Raw genomic sequence first — 16,482 nt, forward strand, 5'->3', positions numbered from 1 at the left:
CGCCTCCCGCTGCTGCCAGAGCGCGCGCGACGGCACCGGAACGCGTCTGCGCGCCCGCCGGCCAAGCGACGCAGGCAATCGTCGCTGCCAAAATCGTTCGGCGATTGATGGAATGGCAATCCCCCCCATATAAGGGATCAGAGGCGCGTGTTTCGCGCCGCCCCGGAGTTTGCATGACCCAAGTCTCTTCCACCCCGTCGTATCCCGTTCTGCCGCTGCGCGACATCGTCGTTTTCCCTGCCATGATCGTGCCGCTGTTCGTCGGCCGCGACAAGTCGGTCGCTGCCCTGGAGGCCGCAATGGCCGCCGACAAGGAGATTTTCCTGGTCGCGCAGCTCGATCCGGCCGAGGACGACCCGGATCGCGACGATCTGTACGAAGTCGGCGTCACCGCGGTGGTGCTGCAATTGCTGAAGCTGCCCGATGGCACGGTGCGTGTGCTGGTCGAGGGCAAGCGCCGCGCGTCGCTGACCGGGCTGGTCGCGGTCGATGGCTATCTGTCGGCCGAGGTCGAGATGCTCGAAGGGGAGGCTGGGGCGGAAACGCTTGAGGCCGCCAGCACCGAAGTCTCCGCGCTGATGCGCTCGGTGATCGATCAGTTCGAGAACTATGCAAAGCTCAACCGCAAGCTGCCGGCCGAAACCGCGGTGCAGCTGGGTGAGATCGAGGATCCCTCGAAGCTGGCCGATGCGGTCGCCGCCAACATCCAGGTCAAGGTGAGCGACAAGCAAGCACTGTTGATCGAGCGCGATGCCGCCAAGCGGCTGGAAATGGTCTATGCCTTCATGGAGGGCGAGCTGGGCGTTCTGCAGGTCGAGAAGAAGATCAAGTCGCGCGTGAAGCGTCAGATGGAGAAGACCCAGCGCGAATATTACCTCAACGAGCAGTTGAAGGCGATCCAGCGCGAGCTCGGCAATGAGGGCGACGAGGGCGAAGGCGACGAGATCGCCGAGCTGACCCAGAAAATCGCCACGATGAAGCTGTCGAAGGAGGCGCGCACCAAGGCGACCGCAGAACTCAAGAAGCTCAAGACGATGGCACCGATGAGCGCCGAGGCGACCGTCGTGCGCAATTATCTCGACGTGCTGCTGGGGCTGCCGTGGGGCAAGAAGTCGAAGATCCGCAAGGATATTTCGGCGGCGCAAGCGGTACTCGACGAGGACCATTATGCGCTCGAGAAGGTCAAGGACCGGATCATCGAATATCTCGCGGTGCAGGCGCGCACCAACAAATTGAAGGGCCCGATCCTGTGCCTCGTCGGCCCTCCCGGCGTCGGCAAGACCAGCCTCGGCAAGTCGATCGCCAAGGCGACGGGCCGCGAGTTCATTCGCCAGTCGCTCGGCGGCGTGCGCGATGAAGCCGAGATCCGCGGTCATCGCCGTACCTATATCGGCTCGCTGCCGGGTAAGATCGTCACCAACCTCAAAAAGGCGGGCACCAGCAATCCGCTGTTCCTGCTCGACGAGATCGACAAGCTCGGTCAGGATTTCCGTGGCGATCCGGCGTCGGCGCTGCTTGAGGTGCTCGATCCGGAACAGAACGGCAAGTTCCAGGACCATTATCTCGAGATCGATGTCGACCTGTCCGACATCATGTTCGTGACGACGGCCAACACGTTGAATCTGCCGCAGGCGTTGCTCGACCGGATGGAGATCATCCGGCTCGAAGGGTATACCGAGGACGAGAAGGTCGAGATCGCCGAGCGGCACTTGATTGCCAAACAGATCGAAGCCCATGGCCTCAAGGACGGAGAGTTCGCGCTCACGACTGAAGGCCTGCGCGCGCTGATCCAATATTACACGCGCGAGGCGGGTGTCCGCACGCTCGAGCGTGAGATCGCTAAACTCGCGCGGAAAGCGCTGCGCCAGATTCTCGAGGGCAAGACCAAGAGCGTTACCGTGACGCCCGACAATCTTTCCGAATTCGCCGGGGTAAAGAAATATCGCCACGGACTTGGCGAAGAAGAGAACCAGATCGGCGCGGTCACCGGGTTGGCATGGACCGAGGTCGGCGGCGAATTGCTGACGATCGAAAGCGTCACTGTGCCTGGGCGTGGACAGGCGAAGATCACCGGCAAGCTCGGCGACGTCATGAAGGAATCGATCGAGACGGCGTTCAGCTTCATCAAGGCGCGGTCACCGTCGTACGGGATCAAGCCGAGCATCTTCGCGCGCAAGGACATCCATATCCATCTGCCCGAAGGCGCGGTCCCCAAGGACGGGCCGTCGGCTGGCATCGGGATCGTGACTGCGATTGTCTCGACGTTGACCGGGGTTCCGGTGCGTCGCGATATTGCGATGACGGGCGAAGTGACGCTCCGTGGTCGCGTTTTGCCGATCGGCGGGCTGAAGGAGAAGCTGCTTGCCGCGTTGCGTGGTGGTATCACGACGGTCCTGATTCCGCAGGAAAATGAGAAAGATCTGGCGGACATTCCGGCCAACATTCTGAACGGATTGAAGATTATTCCGGTTGCCCATGTTGATGAAGTTTTGCGACTAGCTCTTACCGGGCCGCTTGAAGCGATCGATTGGACCGAAGCGGATGATCTGGCAGCGCAGCCTCCGGCGGGCGTTCCGGCGATCGGCGGCGAACTCCATCATTGATGTTTTGGCCCCGAGATGCGTTAAAAACGCGCCGGGGCCTGCGCTTTTGCTTTGACAGCCCCGGCGTGAGCGGCCTTATTGCGCGACCGGCGTTGGACCGAGAATCATTTATCTATCCGTAACGGGGGGTTAGTGGCGATGAACAAACAAGAATTGATTGCAACAGTGGCGGACACGTCGGGCCTGACTAAAGGCGATGCAAGCAAGGCCGTTGAAGCCGTTTTCGAGGCGGTCTCGGCGGCATTGAAGAAGGGCGATGAAGTGCGTCTGGTCGGCTTCGGCACCTTTTCGGTGAGCAAGCGCAAGGCCTCGACCGGCCGTAATCCGCGCACGGGCGAACCGATGACGATCAAGGCATCGTCGCAGCCCAAGTTCAAGGCCGGCAAGGGCCTTAAGGACTCGGTCAACTGATCCAAAGGATCTGACCCATTCGGCTGGGGAGCGCAGATACCGCGATGCGTGCGGCGTCGGGCTCCTCGCCGAGGGTGGGGGAGCTTCTAAAAGCGGTATGCGAAGCGCCTTACTGGCGCTCTGATATGTGCGCCCCGCCCGTGTCGGGCGGTTCGGGTGCAGAGTTCGCAACGCGCAGCTGATGCGTGCCAAAGCGGGGCACCGGTATGTGGAGGTGTCGTTCGGTGCCGCCCTTTCCAACGATCCCGACCGAGAAGCCGACGCGGTGCCAGCCGGCACGCTTGAACGCGCGGAGCGACGCGCGGTGGTTCCACCAGATGAAGGCAATCGCCCGTCGGTACCGCGGCGAGAGCATTGCCGCCGTCGCGTGCGCGATGAGGATTGGGGCATAACCTAGCCCCTGCGCGGCATCCTGGGTTACGATGTTGAGCAAGGCCACCTCGTCCGTACCAAGCGGCCAGATCGCCGCATTTTCATAGCGCGTGAGATCGACGAAATGCGCGGCGCTCAGTGGTTCGCCTTGCTTCGACAGCAAATAGCCGGTCGCGCCGATCCGGTCATAGCCGACCGACTTGCGAAATTGTATGTCAGCGGTGGCCGCGATGGTTTGCAGGCTTGCCTCGTCCAACGGCATAAAATTGAGCGCGGCGGGCAAGGGCGGCAAGGGTTCCGCGCCGCTCGACGCCAGGACCCAATTGAGCCGATAATCCCGCACGACATGGCGGACGAGACGCTTCGTGAGGTCGGTCAACGTCGCGATGGGGGATGTCACCGGCCGATCGCCTCGCATTTGGAATGGACGCAGCCAGCATTAGCCGCGCTCATCGGGATGGCAACCAGTGGCGTTCGTAGCGCAGTGTTCCGGCCGCCTGTTGCACGATACGGCTGATCGTACGGACTGAATTCGGAGCCAGGCGGGGCGATCGCGCGCGCAAAGGCGAGGCGATCGAGGGATCAAGGTCGGCGAAGCCGGCGCTGCGCAGATCGGGATTGTCGGCGATCTCGCGGCACATTGCGATGAAGCGCGCCATGACCGCCCGATTTGGCCGACGTCGATCGCGCGACAGCATTTCGAAACTGTGTGTGACGATGACGAAAGCTGGTTCGCCCATCCGCCCAGCGTGGCGCAATGCGTCGGTCATCTCCCAGCGCGACAGCGCGCAGACCTGCGCGGGACGAACCATGCCAGCGCGATCGAAAATCCCCGACACGGGCATTTCGATGACGCCGTGCCGTCGCACAGGAGCATGGTCGTCCTGGGTCAGGGCGATCCGGCAAGGGGCGCCCAGATAGGCAGCGTTGAAGCTGCTGTCCCACGAAATGCCCAGATGGGAAAGCGCGATGAGGGTCCGGTCGTCGGCACCGTAATTGCCCGCGCGAAAGGCGATCGGGCGGGGGACATGGGCGTCCTCGAGCAGATCGCGCGCGCATTTCAGCAGCGCGATCTGGTCCGCCAGCTCGAAGTCGCCGATGTTCTGACCGCGTCGGTCGCCGACCGGGGATGCCTTGGCCCAAGCGAGCCACTCGGTATGGGCATGAAGCTGCACTTCATGGCGACGCTTGAGGATCGGCCCGACGATGTCCGCCACGATCGCCTTGCCATAGACGAGCGCGGGCAGCGGATCGACGAAGAACACGCCTTTCAGGCCATGCTCCTCCAGCCGGTCCATCTGCCAGCCGATGCCGTACGTGCCCGCGCTGACGATCCCACTAATAGAATTTTCGACATTGCACCCGGCCACGACGCCACGCTGGTGCAGCCCGGCGGATAGCTCGGTATCGACGGTGACGAGAACGTCAGTCATGAGAGCGGTGGCCTGCCATAGGAGCATCGCACATCGCACGCGCAGGTTAAAATCGACGTAACGGCAGCATTCCGAAACGCGCAGCGCGCGTTTGACCTGGCCGATCAGCGCGGTATCGATGGCGGCATGGACAGCTTCTCCCCAAATCGCCGCACCGCGCTTGCCGGGCTCGCCGCCAGCGCGGCGCTCGCCACCGCCCCGGAGCGTGCTTTTGCCGCACCGCAGACCGCCGCAGCACTGCTGGATCGCCTCGCATGGCAATTGCTGACGCTCCAACCGGCCGAGGCGACTCGGCTTGGGGTCGATACCGGGCGTTACGCGGGTCTGCGCGCGCGGCTGGATGATCGCTCGGCGGCGGGCGTGGCGAAGACGCGGGTTTTTCTGAGCGATGCCCTGGTCGCACTGGGGCGCGTGTCGCGCGGCGGGCTGGATGCCGCCACGCTAACCAGCCTCGCCGTTACCGAAAGCGCGTTCCGCACCGCGCTTGACGGCATGAAGCTGCCCTACGGCGTCGCGACGATCGGGAATTGGCGTAACACGCCCTATACGGTGGTGCAGAATGTCGGCGCGTGGCTTGACGTCCCGCAATTGCTCGACGGGGATCAGCCGTTGGGCAACGCCGCCGATGCCGAGGCGTATCTCGCGCGCTTGTCGGCGATGGCGGTGCAACTCGATGGCGAGACGGGGCGCGGGCGGATCGCGCGCGGGCAGGGGCTGGTGCCGCCGTCGTTCCTGCTCGACAAGACGATTGCGGGCGTCACGCGCACGATCAGCGAAGCGGCGCGCACCGATGGCCCGCTCATCGCCCCGCTGGCGCGCAAAGCGCAAGCGATCGCAGGGCCGTGGGTTGATCGCGCGATCAAGATCGTGCGCGGGTCGGTGATCCCGGCGTTGGAGCGGCAAGTGGCCGAGCTACGCGCGCAACGTGAGGTGGCGACGGATGCGGCTGGCCTGCGTGCGCGGCCGCATGGGGCAGAATGGTACGCCTGGGGCCTGCGCGCCAGCACCACCACGCGGCGCACGCCGGCGGAGATCCACGCGCTCGGCATCGCGCAACTGGTCGACCTCCACGCGCGGATGGACGTGATTCTCAAGGGCTTCGGGCTGACGCAAGGTTCGATCGCCGAGCGCGCGACGGCCTTGCAGCGTCGTCCCGAGATGGTCTTCGCGAACAACGATGACGGACGGCGTCAGATCGTCGCGTACATGCAAGGCAAGATCGATGCGATTCGCCCGCGTCTGGCCGATGCGTTTCGCCGCACCACCGCCGGAAAGCTCGAAATTCGCCGGATGCCGCTGGCGCAGGAGCCGGGTGCTCCGGCGGCCTATGGCGGTCCGGGCTCGCTCGACGGGTCGATCCCGGGGCGGGTCTGGGTCAATCTCGGCGATCCGTCGATCCACAATAAGGTGACGATCCCCGACCTGGTGTTTCATGAGGGGATACCGGGCCATGTCTGGCAAGGTGAATATGCGCAGCAATTGCCGCTGATTAGATCGATCCTTGCCTTCAATGCCTATTCGGAAGGGTGGGCGCTCTATGCCGAGCAACTTGCCGACGAACTCGGCCTGTATGACGGTGATCCGGCGGGGCGGCTGGGGTATCTGATGGGACTGTCGTGGCGCGCGGTGCGGCTGGTGGTCGATACCGGGATTCATGCGATGGGCTGGACGCGCGAGCGCGCGCTGGCCGAATTCATCGCCGCGACCGGTCTGCCGCTGTCCAATGCGGCGAGCGAGATCGATCGCTATTGCGCCTGGCCGGGGCAGGCGTGCGGCTATAAATTGGGCCAGACCGAAATCGTCGCACAGCGTGATCGCGCCAAGGCAGCGCTCGGTGCGCGTTTCGATCTGCGCGACTTCAACCAAGCGGTGGTCGACGGCGGCAACGTCCCGCTCGACGTGCTTGGGGAGAATGTCACGCGCTACATCAGGGGCGCACGCGGATAGATGCCGCGCCCTTTCAGTCGCGCGACAGCTGGTCGATCTCAGCGAGGATGATCGCGCGCGACTGATCCGCCGAGAGTTTCTGGTCGCCGCGCAAGCGTTGCCACACGTCGAAGCTGAGCAGTAGGTCGATCGTCTCGACCTGGCGGGTCTGCGACAGCTTCTCCTGCGGCAGGATCGACACGAGGCGCGCCCGCATCAGCGCGAGCATGCGATCGTGTTCTTCCTGAATTGCGCGCGACGAATGGCGATGGGCGTCGGCAGCCCGTTTAAACGGTAGCAGCGCTTCGTAGGTCGTGATCCGGCGCTCGGCGATTTCGCGCAACTGCCCGCGCCAATCCATGGCGGAAAAGGGTCGCAGGCCGTGCACGTAGTGGTGCGTCAATTCGGTCGTCATAGCCGTATAGAGCGTCTCCATATCGGCAAAATGCCGGAACACGGTCCGCAGGCCGACCGCCGCACGGCCTGCCACCAGCTCTGCGCTGGGCGTGATATGGCCTTCCTCGACCAAAGCGAGCATCGCCGCCACGATCCGGTCGCGGCTGGTCTGGGCGCGTTTGCGGCGCCCGTCGGTTTCATTCATCGATATCCCTAATTCGACCAATAGATATACGTCTCGCCAGCCTTCGGTTTGGTGCCGAGCGGACGATCGATAGCAATCGGCGAACGAATGAGCGAGGGCCAGGCCGGTTTGACGCTGTCGCGGTCGTGCGCGGCGAGCAGCTGCGTCAGGCGGGCAACGACATCGGGATGCGCCGCTGCGACATCGCGCCGTTCGGTCGGGTCGGCTTTCAGGTCGTAGAGGAGCTTGACGTGCGGCATGTCGAGCGCTTGCAGCTTCCAGTCGCCATCGCGCACGACCTTGTAGCGACCGCTGCGCCAGAACAACGTGTTGTGCGGCGTGCCCACAGCCTTGCCCTGCACGAACGGGAGCAGATTGACGCCGTCGATCGGCCGGTCATGCGGCAGCGTGGCACCCGCGCTGCCGCCAGCGGTGGCGAAAATGTCGAAATGGCTGACCGGCCCCTGAATCGCCGTGCCCGCCTTGATCTGCGCGGGCCAGCGCATGAAGAACGGCACCTTGACGCCACCTTCGAAGAACGTCGCCTTCCACCCGCGGTACGGTTTGTTGATGTCGGGCAGGCCGACGTAATGCGCGCCGCCATTGTCGCTGGTGAAAATGACCAGCGTGTTCTTGTCCAACCCTTGTGCCTTGAGCGTCGCCATCACGCGTCCGACCCCGCGGTCGAGCGCGCGGATCATTGCGCCATAGACCCGCGTGCGGTGGTCGGTGATCTGCGGCAAGGCGTCATAATCGGCCTTGGCCGCCTGTAGCGGCGTGTGCGGCGCGTTATAAGCGAGATACAGGAAGAACGGGCGGTTGCGGTTGGCGACGATCGTGGCCTGCGCCTGCGTCGTTAGATAATCGGTCATGTAGCGATCGGGCCGGAACGGCTTGCTGCCGTTGTATTGCACGCTGAACGGCAGATTGGCCCACAGAAATTTGTCGATCGGGTCGAAATCCTGCACCGAATTGACGACGTCCGGACTGTCGTCGAGCAGATATTTCTGCCCGCCGATCATGAAGCCCAGGCTTTCGTCGAAGCCGTGCTGTTCGGGCCGCATCCCCTTGGTGTCGCCAAGGTGCCACTTGCCGAGGTGCATCGTGTGATACCCTCGACCGCGGAGCATGTCGGCGATGGTGATCTCGCTCGCGGGCATCCCCTTGTCGTGCACTGGCGGGAGGCGGGCGGCATCCTCGTCAAAGATCGTCTTATGCTCCCACGTCGTCGGAAAGCTGGCGATCGTGCGCGAAAACGCCGCGTCGGTGCGGATGATGCTCGAGGGGAACCAGGCAGGGGGATGAACGTCGGCGGGGGTGAATTCATAGCCGAAGCGCGTTGCATAGCGCCCGGTCATCAACGCCGCGCGGCTCGGCGCGCAGGTCGCATTGCCGGCATAGCCATTGGCGAAGGACGCACCCTGATGCCCCAGCGCATCGATATTCGGCGTCTTGACCAGCCCCCCCGCGACGCCGCCGCCGTTGAAGCTGATGTCGTTATAGCCAAGGTCGTCGGCGACGATCAGCACGATGTTGGGCGGGCGCTGATCGGCGGGCAGGGCGGCTGCGGCAGGACCCTGCTGCCACGTGACGGGATGGTTGTCCTCGACATGCGGGGCGATCCAGCCCGGCAGATGCAGGAAAATATAGCCCTTCGCGGCATAGCCCGCGACCGCCAGTGCTGCGACCGAGGCGAGCGTCACCTTGACCCAGCGCTTCACCGCCCATTCTCCCGCGAGAAGCTGAGCCAGCCGAGCGCGATGACCGCGATCATCACCGCCTCGATCACCATTGGCGGGAAGGCCTTGCCCGGCGCGCCATCGGCGACCAGGCTGATCGCGCGGCCAGTGATGGCGATGCTTAGCAGGCAAAGCGGAACCAGCAGCGGCGTGCGCCACGCCCGCCACGCGGCGACCAGCGCAAAGATCCCGCCGGTCAGGAAGAAGGCGGTGAAATCGGCGCGCATCGTCGCCAGCCCTTGGGTGCCGAACGCGGTGATGAAGAAGGCGAGGCCCATCTGTGCTGGATCAACCAGAAAGGCGATTCCGAGCACGATATTGAACACTGCCGTCAGCCCGACGAGCCCCCGCACCACGTTCCGCCCCACGTTCCGCATTGCGCATCCCCTCCGCTATTTTGCCGCAGACTAGCACCGTTCGGACAGAGCGCAATCTTTCGGCATTGATTATGCCACATTAAACGGGCAGTCTGTTTTCACGAGGGGGAGAAACGATGCGTACTGCCGGAATCCTCACGACCGCGGCCGTGGCCGCCTTGGTCGTCGGCGCGGCGCTGTTCTGGGGGGAAATCGGCGCCGCGCTGCTCGGTGCCGTGTTTCACGAGCGCGCTGGCGTGGATACGACTGCGGATCTGCCCGATGGATTGCACGTCGCTCTTTGCGGAACGGGCGCGCCCTTGCCCGATCCGGGGCGCGCGGGGGCGTGCACCGTGGTGATTGCGGGCAAGCATATCTTCGTCGTCGATTCGGGCGAGGGCGCGGCAAAGCACATCGCGCTGATGGGCATCCCCAACGGGCGGATCGAAGGTGTCTTCCTGACGCACTTTCATTCGGATCACATCGATGGCCTCGGCCCGATGATGCTGCTGCGCTGGACGGGGGCGGGGGCGACCAAGCCGCTGCCGATCTACGGCGGGGTGGGGGTCGAGCGGATCGTCGCCGGGTTTGACGCGGCTTATGCTACCGACAACGGTTATCGTACCGAGCATCACGGCACAAAAATCGCGCCACCATCTGGCGCAGGCGGCAAGGCCGTCAGCTTCACGCCGCCGGTGCGCGGATCACTCGGTGCGGTGGAAGTGTATCGCGGCGGCGGTCTGCGCGTCACCGCCTTCAGCGTCGAACATGGCCCGGTCGAACCAGCGGTCGGCTATCGCTTTGATTACAAGGGCCGATCGGCGGTGATCAGCGGCGATACCGCGGCCAGCGCGGCGCTGGTCGCCAACGCGAAGGGCGCCGATCTGCTGGTCCACGAAGGGCTGCAACCTGCGCTCGTCAAGCGCATGACCGCCGCGCTGGTCGCGCGCCACCAGCCGGGCACGGCGCAGATCACGCGCGATATCCTGACCTATCACACATCGCCCGAGGTCGCCGCGCAGGAGGCGCAGGCGGCGGGGGTAAAGCATTTGCTCTTCACCCACATCCTGCCGCCGGTGCCCTCGCGCATCGCGTACCCCGCTTTCCTGGGCAGCGCGCGGAAGTTCTACGACGGGCCGATCACGGTGGGCGAGGACGGGATGCTTTTCAGTCTGCCGGCTGGAAGCCGCACGATCGACTTTGCGCGCCTGCCGGTGAATTGACCCTGCGTGGCACGCGGCGTGCCAAAACACTTGCGCAGCGCCGCCGGGTTCGCTTTTAGAGGCGCGACACGGTGCCGCGTTGCGCAAGGGCCCGGTGGGGATGGGCCGTCGAATGTTCCGTTTGGATTATGATGCTGGGACCAACATCCTGACGATTCAGGTAAAGGGGTTCTGGACGCGGGACATGGTACCCGCATTCAGCGGCGCGCTGATGCAGCAGGCGCGCGCTTTGCAGGACGCAGGGCGGGCCTTTGACGTGCTCGTCGAATCGCTCGAGTTTCCGGTCCAGTCGAACGAAGTTGCCGATCTGATGACGAACGTGATGGCGGCGGGCTTCGCCTTCACCGCAGGGCGTTCGGCGGTCGTCGTCGGCAGTCAGCTCAATAAATTGCAAGCCGAACGCACGCTGGTCCACCCGCGGCTTCGTGTGTTCCGCGCGGTCGACCAGGCGAAGGCTTGGCTCGCCGCCCCCGCACCGCAACCCTGACTGCGCGCGGCTCAGCCGGTCGAGAGCGGTTTGGTGCGGATGTTCAACTGCCCTTCGAGACCCGCCACGCGGTGCTTCTCGATCGCCTGATATTCGGGCGACTGCACCATCGTCATCATCGCGGCACGGCTGGGATATTGCGCAAGGGCGACCATGTCCCACGGTTCGTCCATCTGCCCGAGCATCAACTCGGTGACGGCGCCGGCGAACACCGATTTGCCCCCGACCGATGCGAGGCACGCCTGTACTGCCGCACCATAGCGGGCATAGGCTTCGCGACCGGTCAGATCGCTGTCGCTGCCATCGGCATATTCGGCGTGCGGCTTGAAGCGCAGGAGATTGACCATGACGAACGGTCCGTCCTCTTCACCGGTGAAGAAGGCGGCAATCTGTTCGGGGCCCGGGAAAACCGCGTTGGTGACGTTCATGCGGGATGGCCTTGGCTGGAGCGGATGAACGTATCGATCAGCGCGCAGATCTGGACTGGCGCGTCTTCTTGCAGGAAATGCCCGCCGCCCGCGATGATCGTGTGCGGCTCGCCTTTGGCACCGGGAATGCGCTCGATGAACACCTTTTCGCCGCCCTTGGTGACCGCATCCTGGTCGCTGAACGCGGTCAGCACCGGCTTGTGGAATTGCTCGAGCACCTTCCACGCCGCCTGGTTTTCCGCGACCGAGGGATGCTCGGGCGTGATCGGCACCAGCTTGGGGAATTCGCGCGCGCCTTCCTTGTACGTCTCATCGGGGAAAGGCGCGTCATAAGCGGCGATCTCCTCGGGCGACAGGTCGCGCCCGGTGCCGCCATTGACGATGAAGCCGACCGGGAATTGCGGCACGTTCTGGCTGAACGCTAGCCACGCGTCGAACCCCTCCGAGGAGCCGCTGCCCGTCGGCAGCCCGGTATTCGCCACCACCAGCCGCGCGAAACGCTCCGGGAACGCCGCAGCCAGCCGCAGCCCGATCAACCCACCCCAATCCTGGCAGAAGAGGGTGATCTCGCTCAGGTCGAGCGCGGTCAGCCACGCGCTCATCCAGGCGACGTGGCGCTCATAGGTATAATCGCTGCGCGCGGCGGGCTTGTCCGATTTGCCGAAGCCGACCAGATCGGGCGCGATCACCCGGTGCCCGCGCGCGACCAGATCGGGCACGAACTTGCGGTACAGGTACGACCAACTCGGTTCGCCGTGCAGCAGCAGGATCGGCGCGGCATCGCGTGGACCCTCATCGACATAATGAATCCGCAGATCGGTACCGTCCGCGTCGGTGACCGTCAGATACTGCGGAGCGAACGGGTAATCGGGGAGATTGTCAAAGCGATCCTCCGGTGTTCTCAAAACCTCCATCGCACGCTCTCCCTCACCACCGTTATATTGGCACCGACAGTGCCAAAACTAATCGGCAGCGTCAATGCGGCGTTATGGGGCGGCGTCGCGCGCGAAGCGGACGCCGATATGGTCGGTCCCCATGCCGCGTTCCTCGAACTGGCGCGCGGCCGGGCGATACCGTGCGCAATAATTGCTGGCGCAGAGATACGATCCGCCCTTGATAACGCGGCTCCCCCCGCCGGGGCCGGCCCGGGCGCTGGTCCATTCCCAGACATTTCCGATCATGTCGTACAGTCCGAACCTGTTCGGCTTAAAGCATCCGACCGGCGCGCGACCGCGAAAGCCGTCCAGCGCCAGATCGCGCGCCGGGAAGGCTCCCTGGTAATAATTGGCCTGCGGGGTGCCGTGGGCGTCGATCGGCTCGGGTAAGGCGGTGGCGCCGGCCAGCGCGGCATATTCCCATTCGGCCTCGCTCGGCAGCCGCTTGCCCGCCCATTTCGCATAAGCGACGGCATCGTCGTAGGCAATCTGTACGACCGGTTCGCGCTCTCGCCCGGCGATCGATTCGGCTGGCCCTGAAGGGTGCCGCCACTGCGCGCCGACCGACCAGCGCCACCACCGCGGGTCGCCATCCTTTGGTGCGGCAAAGACGGCCGATCCCGGTTGGTTCATTTCGGGCGGGGCATCGGGGAGGGCAGGGGGCGCGCGTTCGGCGACGGTGCGATAGCCGGTCGCGGCGACGAAGCGGGCGAATTCGCCGTTGGTCAACTCATGCGCGTCGATCCAGAACGCCTTGACCGAAACGCGCCGTGGCGGGCCTTCCTCGGGATATTTTGGATCGGCCCCCATCGTGAAGCTGCCGCCCGCGACATGCACCATCGGCGCCGCGCGCAGATCGGCGCATGACGCAGTCTGTTCGCGCGGGACGGGAGGGGAGCATCCGGCCAGCGAGAGTGTCACGAGCGCCGCTGCAAAAACTGTCCTGCCGTCGATCATCGCCCGCCCTCGTTCCTCCCGCGAACGAGGCGGCAAGGCGCGCGGATTGTCAATGCGCCGCACAATCACCGGCGAAAGGTCGGATTCCGATGCGCCAGCCGGGCCGCGACTTGGGGATTGTGAACCTTCACAAATTGGGGCATCTAGGCGTCAGATCGGTTCGCAGAATCCGATATTCAGGGGGAGAGGGCTATGAATACGCACCGCTATTTGCTGTTGGCTGGAGTCGCCAGCGTGGTGCTCGCCGCACCGGCTTATGCGCAGGACGCGCCGCAAAAGCCCGCCGTTCAGCCGACCGAAGCCCCGGCGGCCACCGACGCCGACAAGGCCAATCCCGACGACATCGTCGTAACCGCCGAGCGTCGTCCGCAATCGCTGCAAAGCTATGCCGGCACTGCAGCCGTGCTGTCGCCGACGCAATTGGCCAGGGTCGGCATCGTCAATATCGAGAATTTGAACGACACGCTGCCCGGTTTGCGCGTCCAGAATTTCAATGGCGCGATCGACATCGCGCTGCGCGGCATCGGCACAAACCAGAATACCGAGCTTGGTGATCCGAACGTCGCGACGCATTTCGACGACGTCTATGTCCCGCGCGTCCAGGGGCTGGCCAATTCCTATTTCGACCTGAAGGCGGTCGAGGTGAATTTCGGGCCGCAGGGCACATTGCGCGGGCGCAACGCCTCGGCGGGATCGCTCAACTTCATTTCCTGGGCGCCTGAACTCGGCAAGTTTCTAGGCAATGTGGAAGTCGGCGCCGGCAATTTTAACCAGGCCAGCATCCGCGGCGTGTTCAACGTGCCGCTGGGCGACCATCTGGCGTTTCGCATATCGGGAAGTGCGGACCGGCACGGGTCCTATTACCGCAATGTCGGGCGCTTCCCGCAGGTCGCGGCCCCGTATGCGGACGACAATCGCGGCGTGCGTGCGCAGTTGCTGTGGGAACCAACGACGCGGCTCAGCATCCTGATCGCGGGCGATTATAACAAGCAGGATTCGACCGGTTTCAACGGGTCGAACTATTCGAAATTCCTGGACCCGGCCACAGTGGGCGGGTTCGCCAATGCCGTCAATTCGGTGAAGAATCCGCGGGACACCATTACCGGGCCGCTCGGCGAGCAATATTCGACCGAGCATTCCGGCATTCGTGCCCGCGTGACCTATCGGACCGACGGGCTGTTCAACGTCCAATATATCGGCAGCCATCGCGATTTGCGCACCGCGTCGGACGGTGCCGGCCCGGCGAGCGTCGCCTATCCCGGTTTCGAGCAGGATTTCTACGGCATCGGCGGGACTCCCCTGCAACAGGCGGTCGGGGCCGAACGGTCAGACAATTACGGTCGGGGCCTTGGCCGCGGCGGCTCCTTCTCGGATTTCCACGAACTGCGCTTTTTCAACGATTCCGAACCGCTGAAATATTCGGTCGGCGGCAATTATTTCAACGAACGGCAGCGTACGCTCGCGACCTCGGTTTCGGATTATAACTCGTTCTTCCAGGGCCAGGAATTCAACACCAAGACGAAGAGCGAGACCTTCGCCTTTTACGGCGACGCGACCTATTCGGTAACGTCGAAGCTGCGCGTTACCGGTGGCCTTCGCTACACCGACGACAGCAAATCGCGCACGGGTGTGATCTCGCGGCTGTTCTTCGGCGGCGGTGCGGCCGATTTCAACTGCTGCGGCTATTTCCGGCTCGGAACCCCCGGGTTCGAATTCAACACCAACCGCACGATCTTCGACGTCGCGCGCAATCCCGCTGGCGAACCCCTGCCCGGCGCGGCACTGGCCTTTTTCCTCGATGGCGTGAAATCGTTCGGCGCGCGTGACACGATTCCGATCGCGTTCGCCGATGCGATCGCGCGGCTCCGTGCCAATCCGGCGCTTGCCAACGACCCCAATTTCGGCTTTGCCAATGGTGCCGGCTGCATCAACTCGGCGACCAACCCGGGCTATGTCTGTCGTGCGGACGGAAATTTTACCTACAATTTCGTCGCGCATACGATCAACAATCAGGCGTCGAAAATTCGCACCGACTTTATCGATTGGCGCGCGCGGGTGGAGTATGACTTGAGTGACGACAACCTCGTCTATGGCGTGGTCTCGAGCGGGCATAAGGCCGCCAGCTTCAACGACAATCTCGGGTCGCTCGGGCCGGCACCGTTCTTCCGTCCCGAAAAAGTCACGTTGTTCGAATTGGGCACCAAGAACGAATTCACTGTCGGGGGGCGCAAGGCGGTGCTCAATCTCTCGGCGTTCTACAACGACTATAAGGATCAGCAGCTAACCGCGCTGCTCGGCGTCACCTCGATCGTCGCGCAACTGCGCGTCGATCCGAATGACCCGAACAGCCCGTTGGTCAACGTCACCGGGCCGCAGAACGTGCCCAACGGCTTCGCCCAGAACCAGGTCGTCGCCTTTACCTATAACGCAGCCAACAGTGAGACGTACGGCGTCCAGGGCAGCGGATCGATCATCCTGCCAGGCCGGTTCAAACTGGGTGCCGATTTCCTGTGGCTGGAAGGGCGCATCAAGAATGCCGCGCCGGTGCAGGATTTCCGTTTTCAAGCAGATGTTGCTGGCGGCACCGACTCGCAAGCGCGGCCGATCGCCGGACGGCGTCTGCCCTACACGCCGCGCTTTCAGCTCAATGCCTCGCTTGCCAAGGTCATTCCCGTGGGCGGTTCGTTCGGCGGCTCTTTCGACGGGCTGATCAGCGTATCGTGGCGCGCGTCGAGCTTCGCGACGATCTTCAACTCGATCGACTTCAATCCTCCGGCAGCTGGTCCGCGTGAGTCGCTCAACGACCGCATCCCGTCATATTATCTGGTCAACATGGCGGTCGGCTACACGCACGGCAATTTCCGGGTCGAGGCATATGTGAACAACCTGTTCGACAACACCGTCGCCGCCGGGCTGCTGGTCAACCAGTTTAACAATACGCGCTTCTTCACGAACCCGCGGCTCGCCGGTGGGCGCGTGCGGATCACGTTCTGAGGGTGCGGGGGCGGCCGGTCGCGGTCGTCCCCACCTGC

Annotated in this window: 14 protein-coding genes; 6 read left to right on the top strand and 8 right to left on the bottom strand. The window is 64.0% G+C overall.

Annotation, left to right across the window (positions count from 1 at the left end; all coding sequences use genetic code 11):
* Positions 1 to 173: 173 nt before the first annotated feature.
* Together lon and HMP06_RS04280 are read left to right on the top strand one after the other, a co-directional pair.
* On the top strand, positions 174 to 2,603 hold the full coding sequence (gene lon, locus HMP06_RS04275) for an endopeptidase La (RefSeq protein WP_176495988.1): 2,430 nt from the start codon (positions 174 to 176) through the stop codon (positions 2,601 to 2,603).
* 138 nt (positions 2,604 to 2,741) lie between these two features.
* Positions 2,742 to 3,014, top strand: a complete 273-nt coding sequence (locus HMP06_RS04280) for an HU family DNA-binding protein (RefSeq protein WP_133191967.1) — start codon at positions 2,742 to 2,744, stop codon at positions 3,012 to 3,014.
* Positions 3,015 to 3,123: 109 nt separating this feature from the next.
* Here HMP06_RS04280 and HMP06_RS04285 read toward each other — a convergent pair whose 3' ends face one another.
* Together HMP06_RS04285 and HMP06_RS04290 are read right to left on the bottom strand one after the other, a co-directional pair.
* The gene (locus HMP06_RS04285; protein ID WP_176495989.1) at positions 3,124 to 3,786 is read right to left on the bottom strand and encodes a hypothetical protein; all 663 of its coding nucleotides are present in this window, start codon (positions 3,784 to 3,786) and stop codon (positions 3,124 to 3,126) included.
* Between the two features lie 49 nt (positions 3,787 to 3,835).
* Positions 3,836 to 4,819 (bottom strand): polysaccharide deacetylase family protein, encoded by a 984-nt coding sequence (locus HMP06_RS04290; protein ID WP_176495990.1) that lies wholly within the window; start codon positions 4,817 to 4,819, stop codon positions 3,836 to 3,838.
* A gap of 126 nt (positions 4,820 to 4,945) precedes the next feature.
* Here HMP06_RS04290 and HMP06_RS04295 point away from each other — a divergent pair, with 126 nt between their 5' ends.
* Positions 4,946 to 6,766 (top strand): DUF885 domain-containing protein, encoded by a 1,821-nt coding sequence (locus HMP06_RS04295; protein ID WP_176495991.1) that lies wholly within the window; start codon positions 4,946 to 4,948, stop codon positions 6,764 to 6,766.
* A 13-nt stretch (positions 6,767 to 6,779) separates the two neighbouring features.
* Here the strand turns inward: HMP06_RS04295 and HMP06_RS04300 are convergent, their stop codons facing one another.
* The 3 genes from HMP06_RS04300 to HMP06_RS04310 are packed head-to-tail and all read right to left on the bottom strand — an operon-like array spanning position 6,780 to position 9,441.
* Positions 6,780 to 7,346, bottom strand: a complete 567-nt coding sequence (locus HMP06_RS04300; protein WP_176495992.1) for a TetR/AcrR family transcriptional regulator — start codon at positions 7,344 to 7,346, stop codon at positions 6,780 to 6,782.
* Positions 7,347 to 7,354: 8 nt separating this feature from the next.
* On the bottom strand, positions 7,355 to 9,046 hold the full coding sequence (locus HMP06_RS04305; RefSeq protein WP_176495993.1) for a sulfatase-like hydrolase/transferase: 1,692 nt from the start codon (positions 9,044 to 9,046) through the stop codon (positions 7,355 to 7,357).
* Positions 9,043 to 9,441, bottom strand: coding sequence for a hypothetical protein (locus HMP06_RS04310; RefSeq protein WP_176495994.1), 399 nt, complete (start codon positions 9,439 to 9,441; stop codon positions 9,043 to 9,045). The genes HMP06_RS04305 and HMP06_RS04310 overlap by 4 nt, the downstream gene beginning before the upstream one ends.
* A gap of 116 nt (positions 9,442 to 9,557) precedes the next feature.
* Here HMP06_RS04310 and HMP06_RS04315 point away from each other — a divergent pair, with 116 nt between their 5' ends.
* Both HMP06_RS04315 and HMP06_RS04320 read left to right on the top strand, forming a co-directional pair.
* A complete protein-coding gene (locus HMP06_RS04315) occupies positions 9,558 to 10,643 on the top strand; it encodes an MBL fold metallo-hydrolase (RefSeq protein WP_176495995.1) in 1,086 nt (361 codons plus the stop codon).
* 112 nt (positions 10,644 to 10,755) lie between these two features.
* Positions 10,756 to 11,130 carry a hypothetical protein gene (locus HMP06_RS04320; protein ID WP_176495996.1) on the top strand — a complete coding sequence of 125 codons (375 nt, stop codon included), beginning with the start codon at positions 10,756 to 10,758 and terminating at the stop codon, positions 11,128 to 11,130.
* Positions 11,131 to 11,141: 11 nt separating this feature from the next.
* On the opposite strand, the gene HMP06_RS04325 is transcribed toward HMP06_RS04320, so the two are convergent.
* From HMP06_RS04325 to HMP06_RS04335, 3 genes are all read right to left on the bottom strand, one after another.
* Positions 11,142 to 11,558: a DUF1330 domain-containing protein gene (locus HMP06_RS04325; RefSeq protein ID WP_176495997.1), complete on the bottom strand. Its 417-nt coding sequence runs from the start codon at positions 11,556 to 11,558 to the stop codon at positions 11,142 to 11,144.
* The gene (locus HMP06_RS04330) at positions 11,555 to 12,472 is read right to left on the bottom strand and encodes a haloalkane dehalogenase (RefSeq protein ID WP_176495998.1); all 918 of its coding nucleotides are present in this window, start codon (positions 12,470 to 12,472) and stop codon (positions 11,555 to 11,557) included. Before HMP06_RS04330 ends, HMP06_RS04325 begins: the two co-directional genes overlap by 4 nt.
* A 72-nt stretch (positions 12,473 to 12,544) precedes the next feature.
* The gene (locus tag HMP06_RS04335) at positions 12,545 to 13,450 is read right to left on the bottom strand and encodes a formylglycine-generating enzyme family protein (RefSeq protein ID WP_176495999.1); all 906 of its coding nucleotides are present in this window, start codon (positions 13,448 to 13,450) and stop codon (positions 12,545 to 12,547) included.
* Between the two features lie 192 nt (positions 13,451 to 13,642).
* Here HMP06_RS04335 and HMP06_RS04340 point away from each other — a divergent pair, with 192 nt between their 5' ends.
* Positions 13,643 to 16,444, top strand: a complete 2,802-nt coding sequence (locus HMP06_RS04340; RefSeq protein WP_176496000.1) for a TonB-dependent receptor — start codon at positions 13,643 to 13,645, stop codon at positions 16,442 to 16,444.
* The last annotated feature ends 38 nt before the right edge of the window (positions 16,445 to 16,482 follow it).

Origin of the sequence: Sphingomonas sp. HMP6 (genome assembly GCF_013374095.1) — a bacterium.
GTDB lineage: Bacteria > Pseudomonadota > Alphaproteobacteria > Sphingomonadales > Sphingomonadaceae > Sphingomonas.

Excerpts from the sequence above, each read along its gene's own strand:
- lon (WP_176495988.1), top strand. The coding sequence starts at position 174 with ATGACCCAAGTCTCTTCCACCCCGTCGTATCCCGTTCTGCCGCTGCGC.
- HMP06_RS04280 (WP_133191967.1), top strand. The coding sequence starts at position 2,742 with ATGAACAAACAAGAATTGATTGCAACAGTGGCGGACACGTCGGGCCTG.
- HMP06_RS04290 (WP_176495990.1), bottom strand. The coding sequence starts at position 4,819 with ATGACTGACGTTCTCGTCACCGTCGATACCGAGCTATCCGCCGGGCTG.
- HMP06_RS04295 (WP_176495991.1), top strand. The coding sequence starts at position 4,946 with ATGGACAGCTTCTCCCCAAATCGCCGCACCGCGCTTGCCGGGCTCGCC.
- HMP06_RS04300 (WP_176495992.1), bottom strand. The coding sequence starts at position 7,346 with ATGAATGAAACCGACGGGCGCCGCAAACGCGCCCAGACCAGCCGCGAC.
- HMP06_RS04310 (WP_176495994.1), bottom strand. The coding sequence starts at position 9,441 with ATGCGGAACGTGGGGCGGAACGTGGTGCGGGGGCTCGTCGGGCTGACG.
- HMP06_RS04315 (WP_176495995.1), top strand. The coding sequence starts at position 9,558 with ATGCGTACTGCCGGAATCCTCACGACCGCGGCCGTGGCCGCCTTGGTC.
- HMP06_RS04320 (WP_176495996.1), top strand. The coding sequence starts at position 10,756 with ATGTTCCGTTTGGATTATGATGCTGGGACCAACATCCTGACGATTCAG.
- HMP06_RS04325 (WP_176495997.1), bottom strand. The coding sequence starts at position 11,558 with ATGAACGTCACCAACGCGGTTTTCCCGGGCCCCGAACAGATTGCCGCC.
- HMP06_RS04330 (WP_176495998.1), bottom strand. The coding sequence starts at position 12,472 with ATGGAGGTTTTGAGAACACCGGAGGATCGCTTTGACAATCTCCCCGAT.
- HMP06_RS04335 (WP_176495999.1), bottom strand. The coding sequence starts at position 13,450 with ATGATCGACGGCAGGACAGTTTTTGCAGCGGCGCTCGTGACACTCTCG.
- HMP06_RS04340 (WP_176496000.1), top strand. The coding sequence starts at position 13,643 with ATGAATACGCACCGCTATTTGCTGTTGGCTGGAGTCGCCAGCGTGGTG.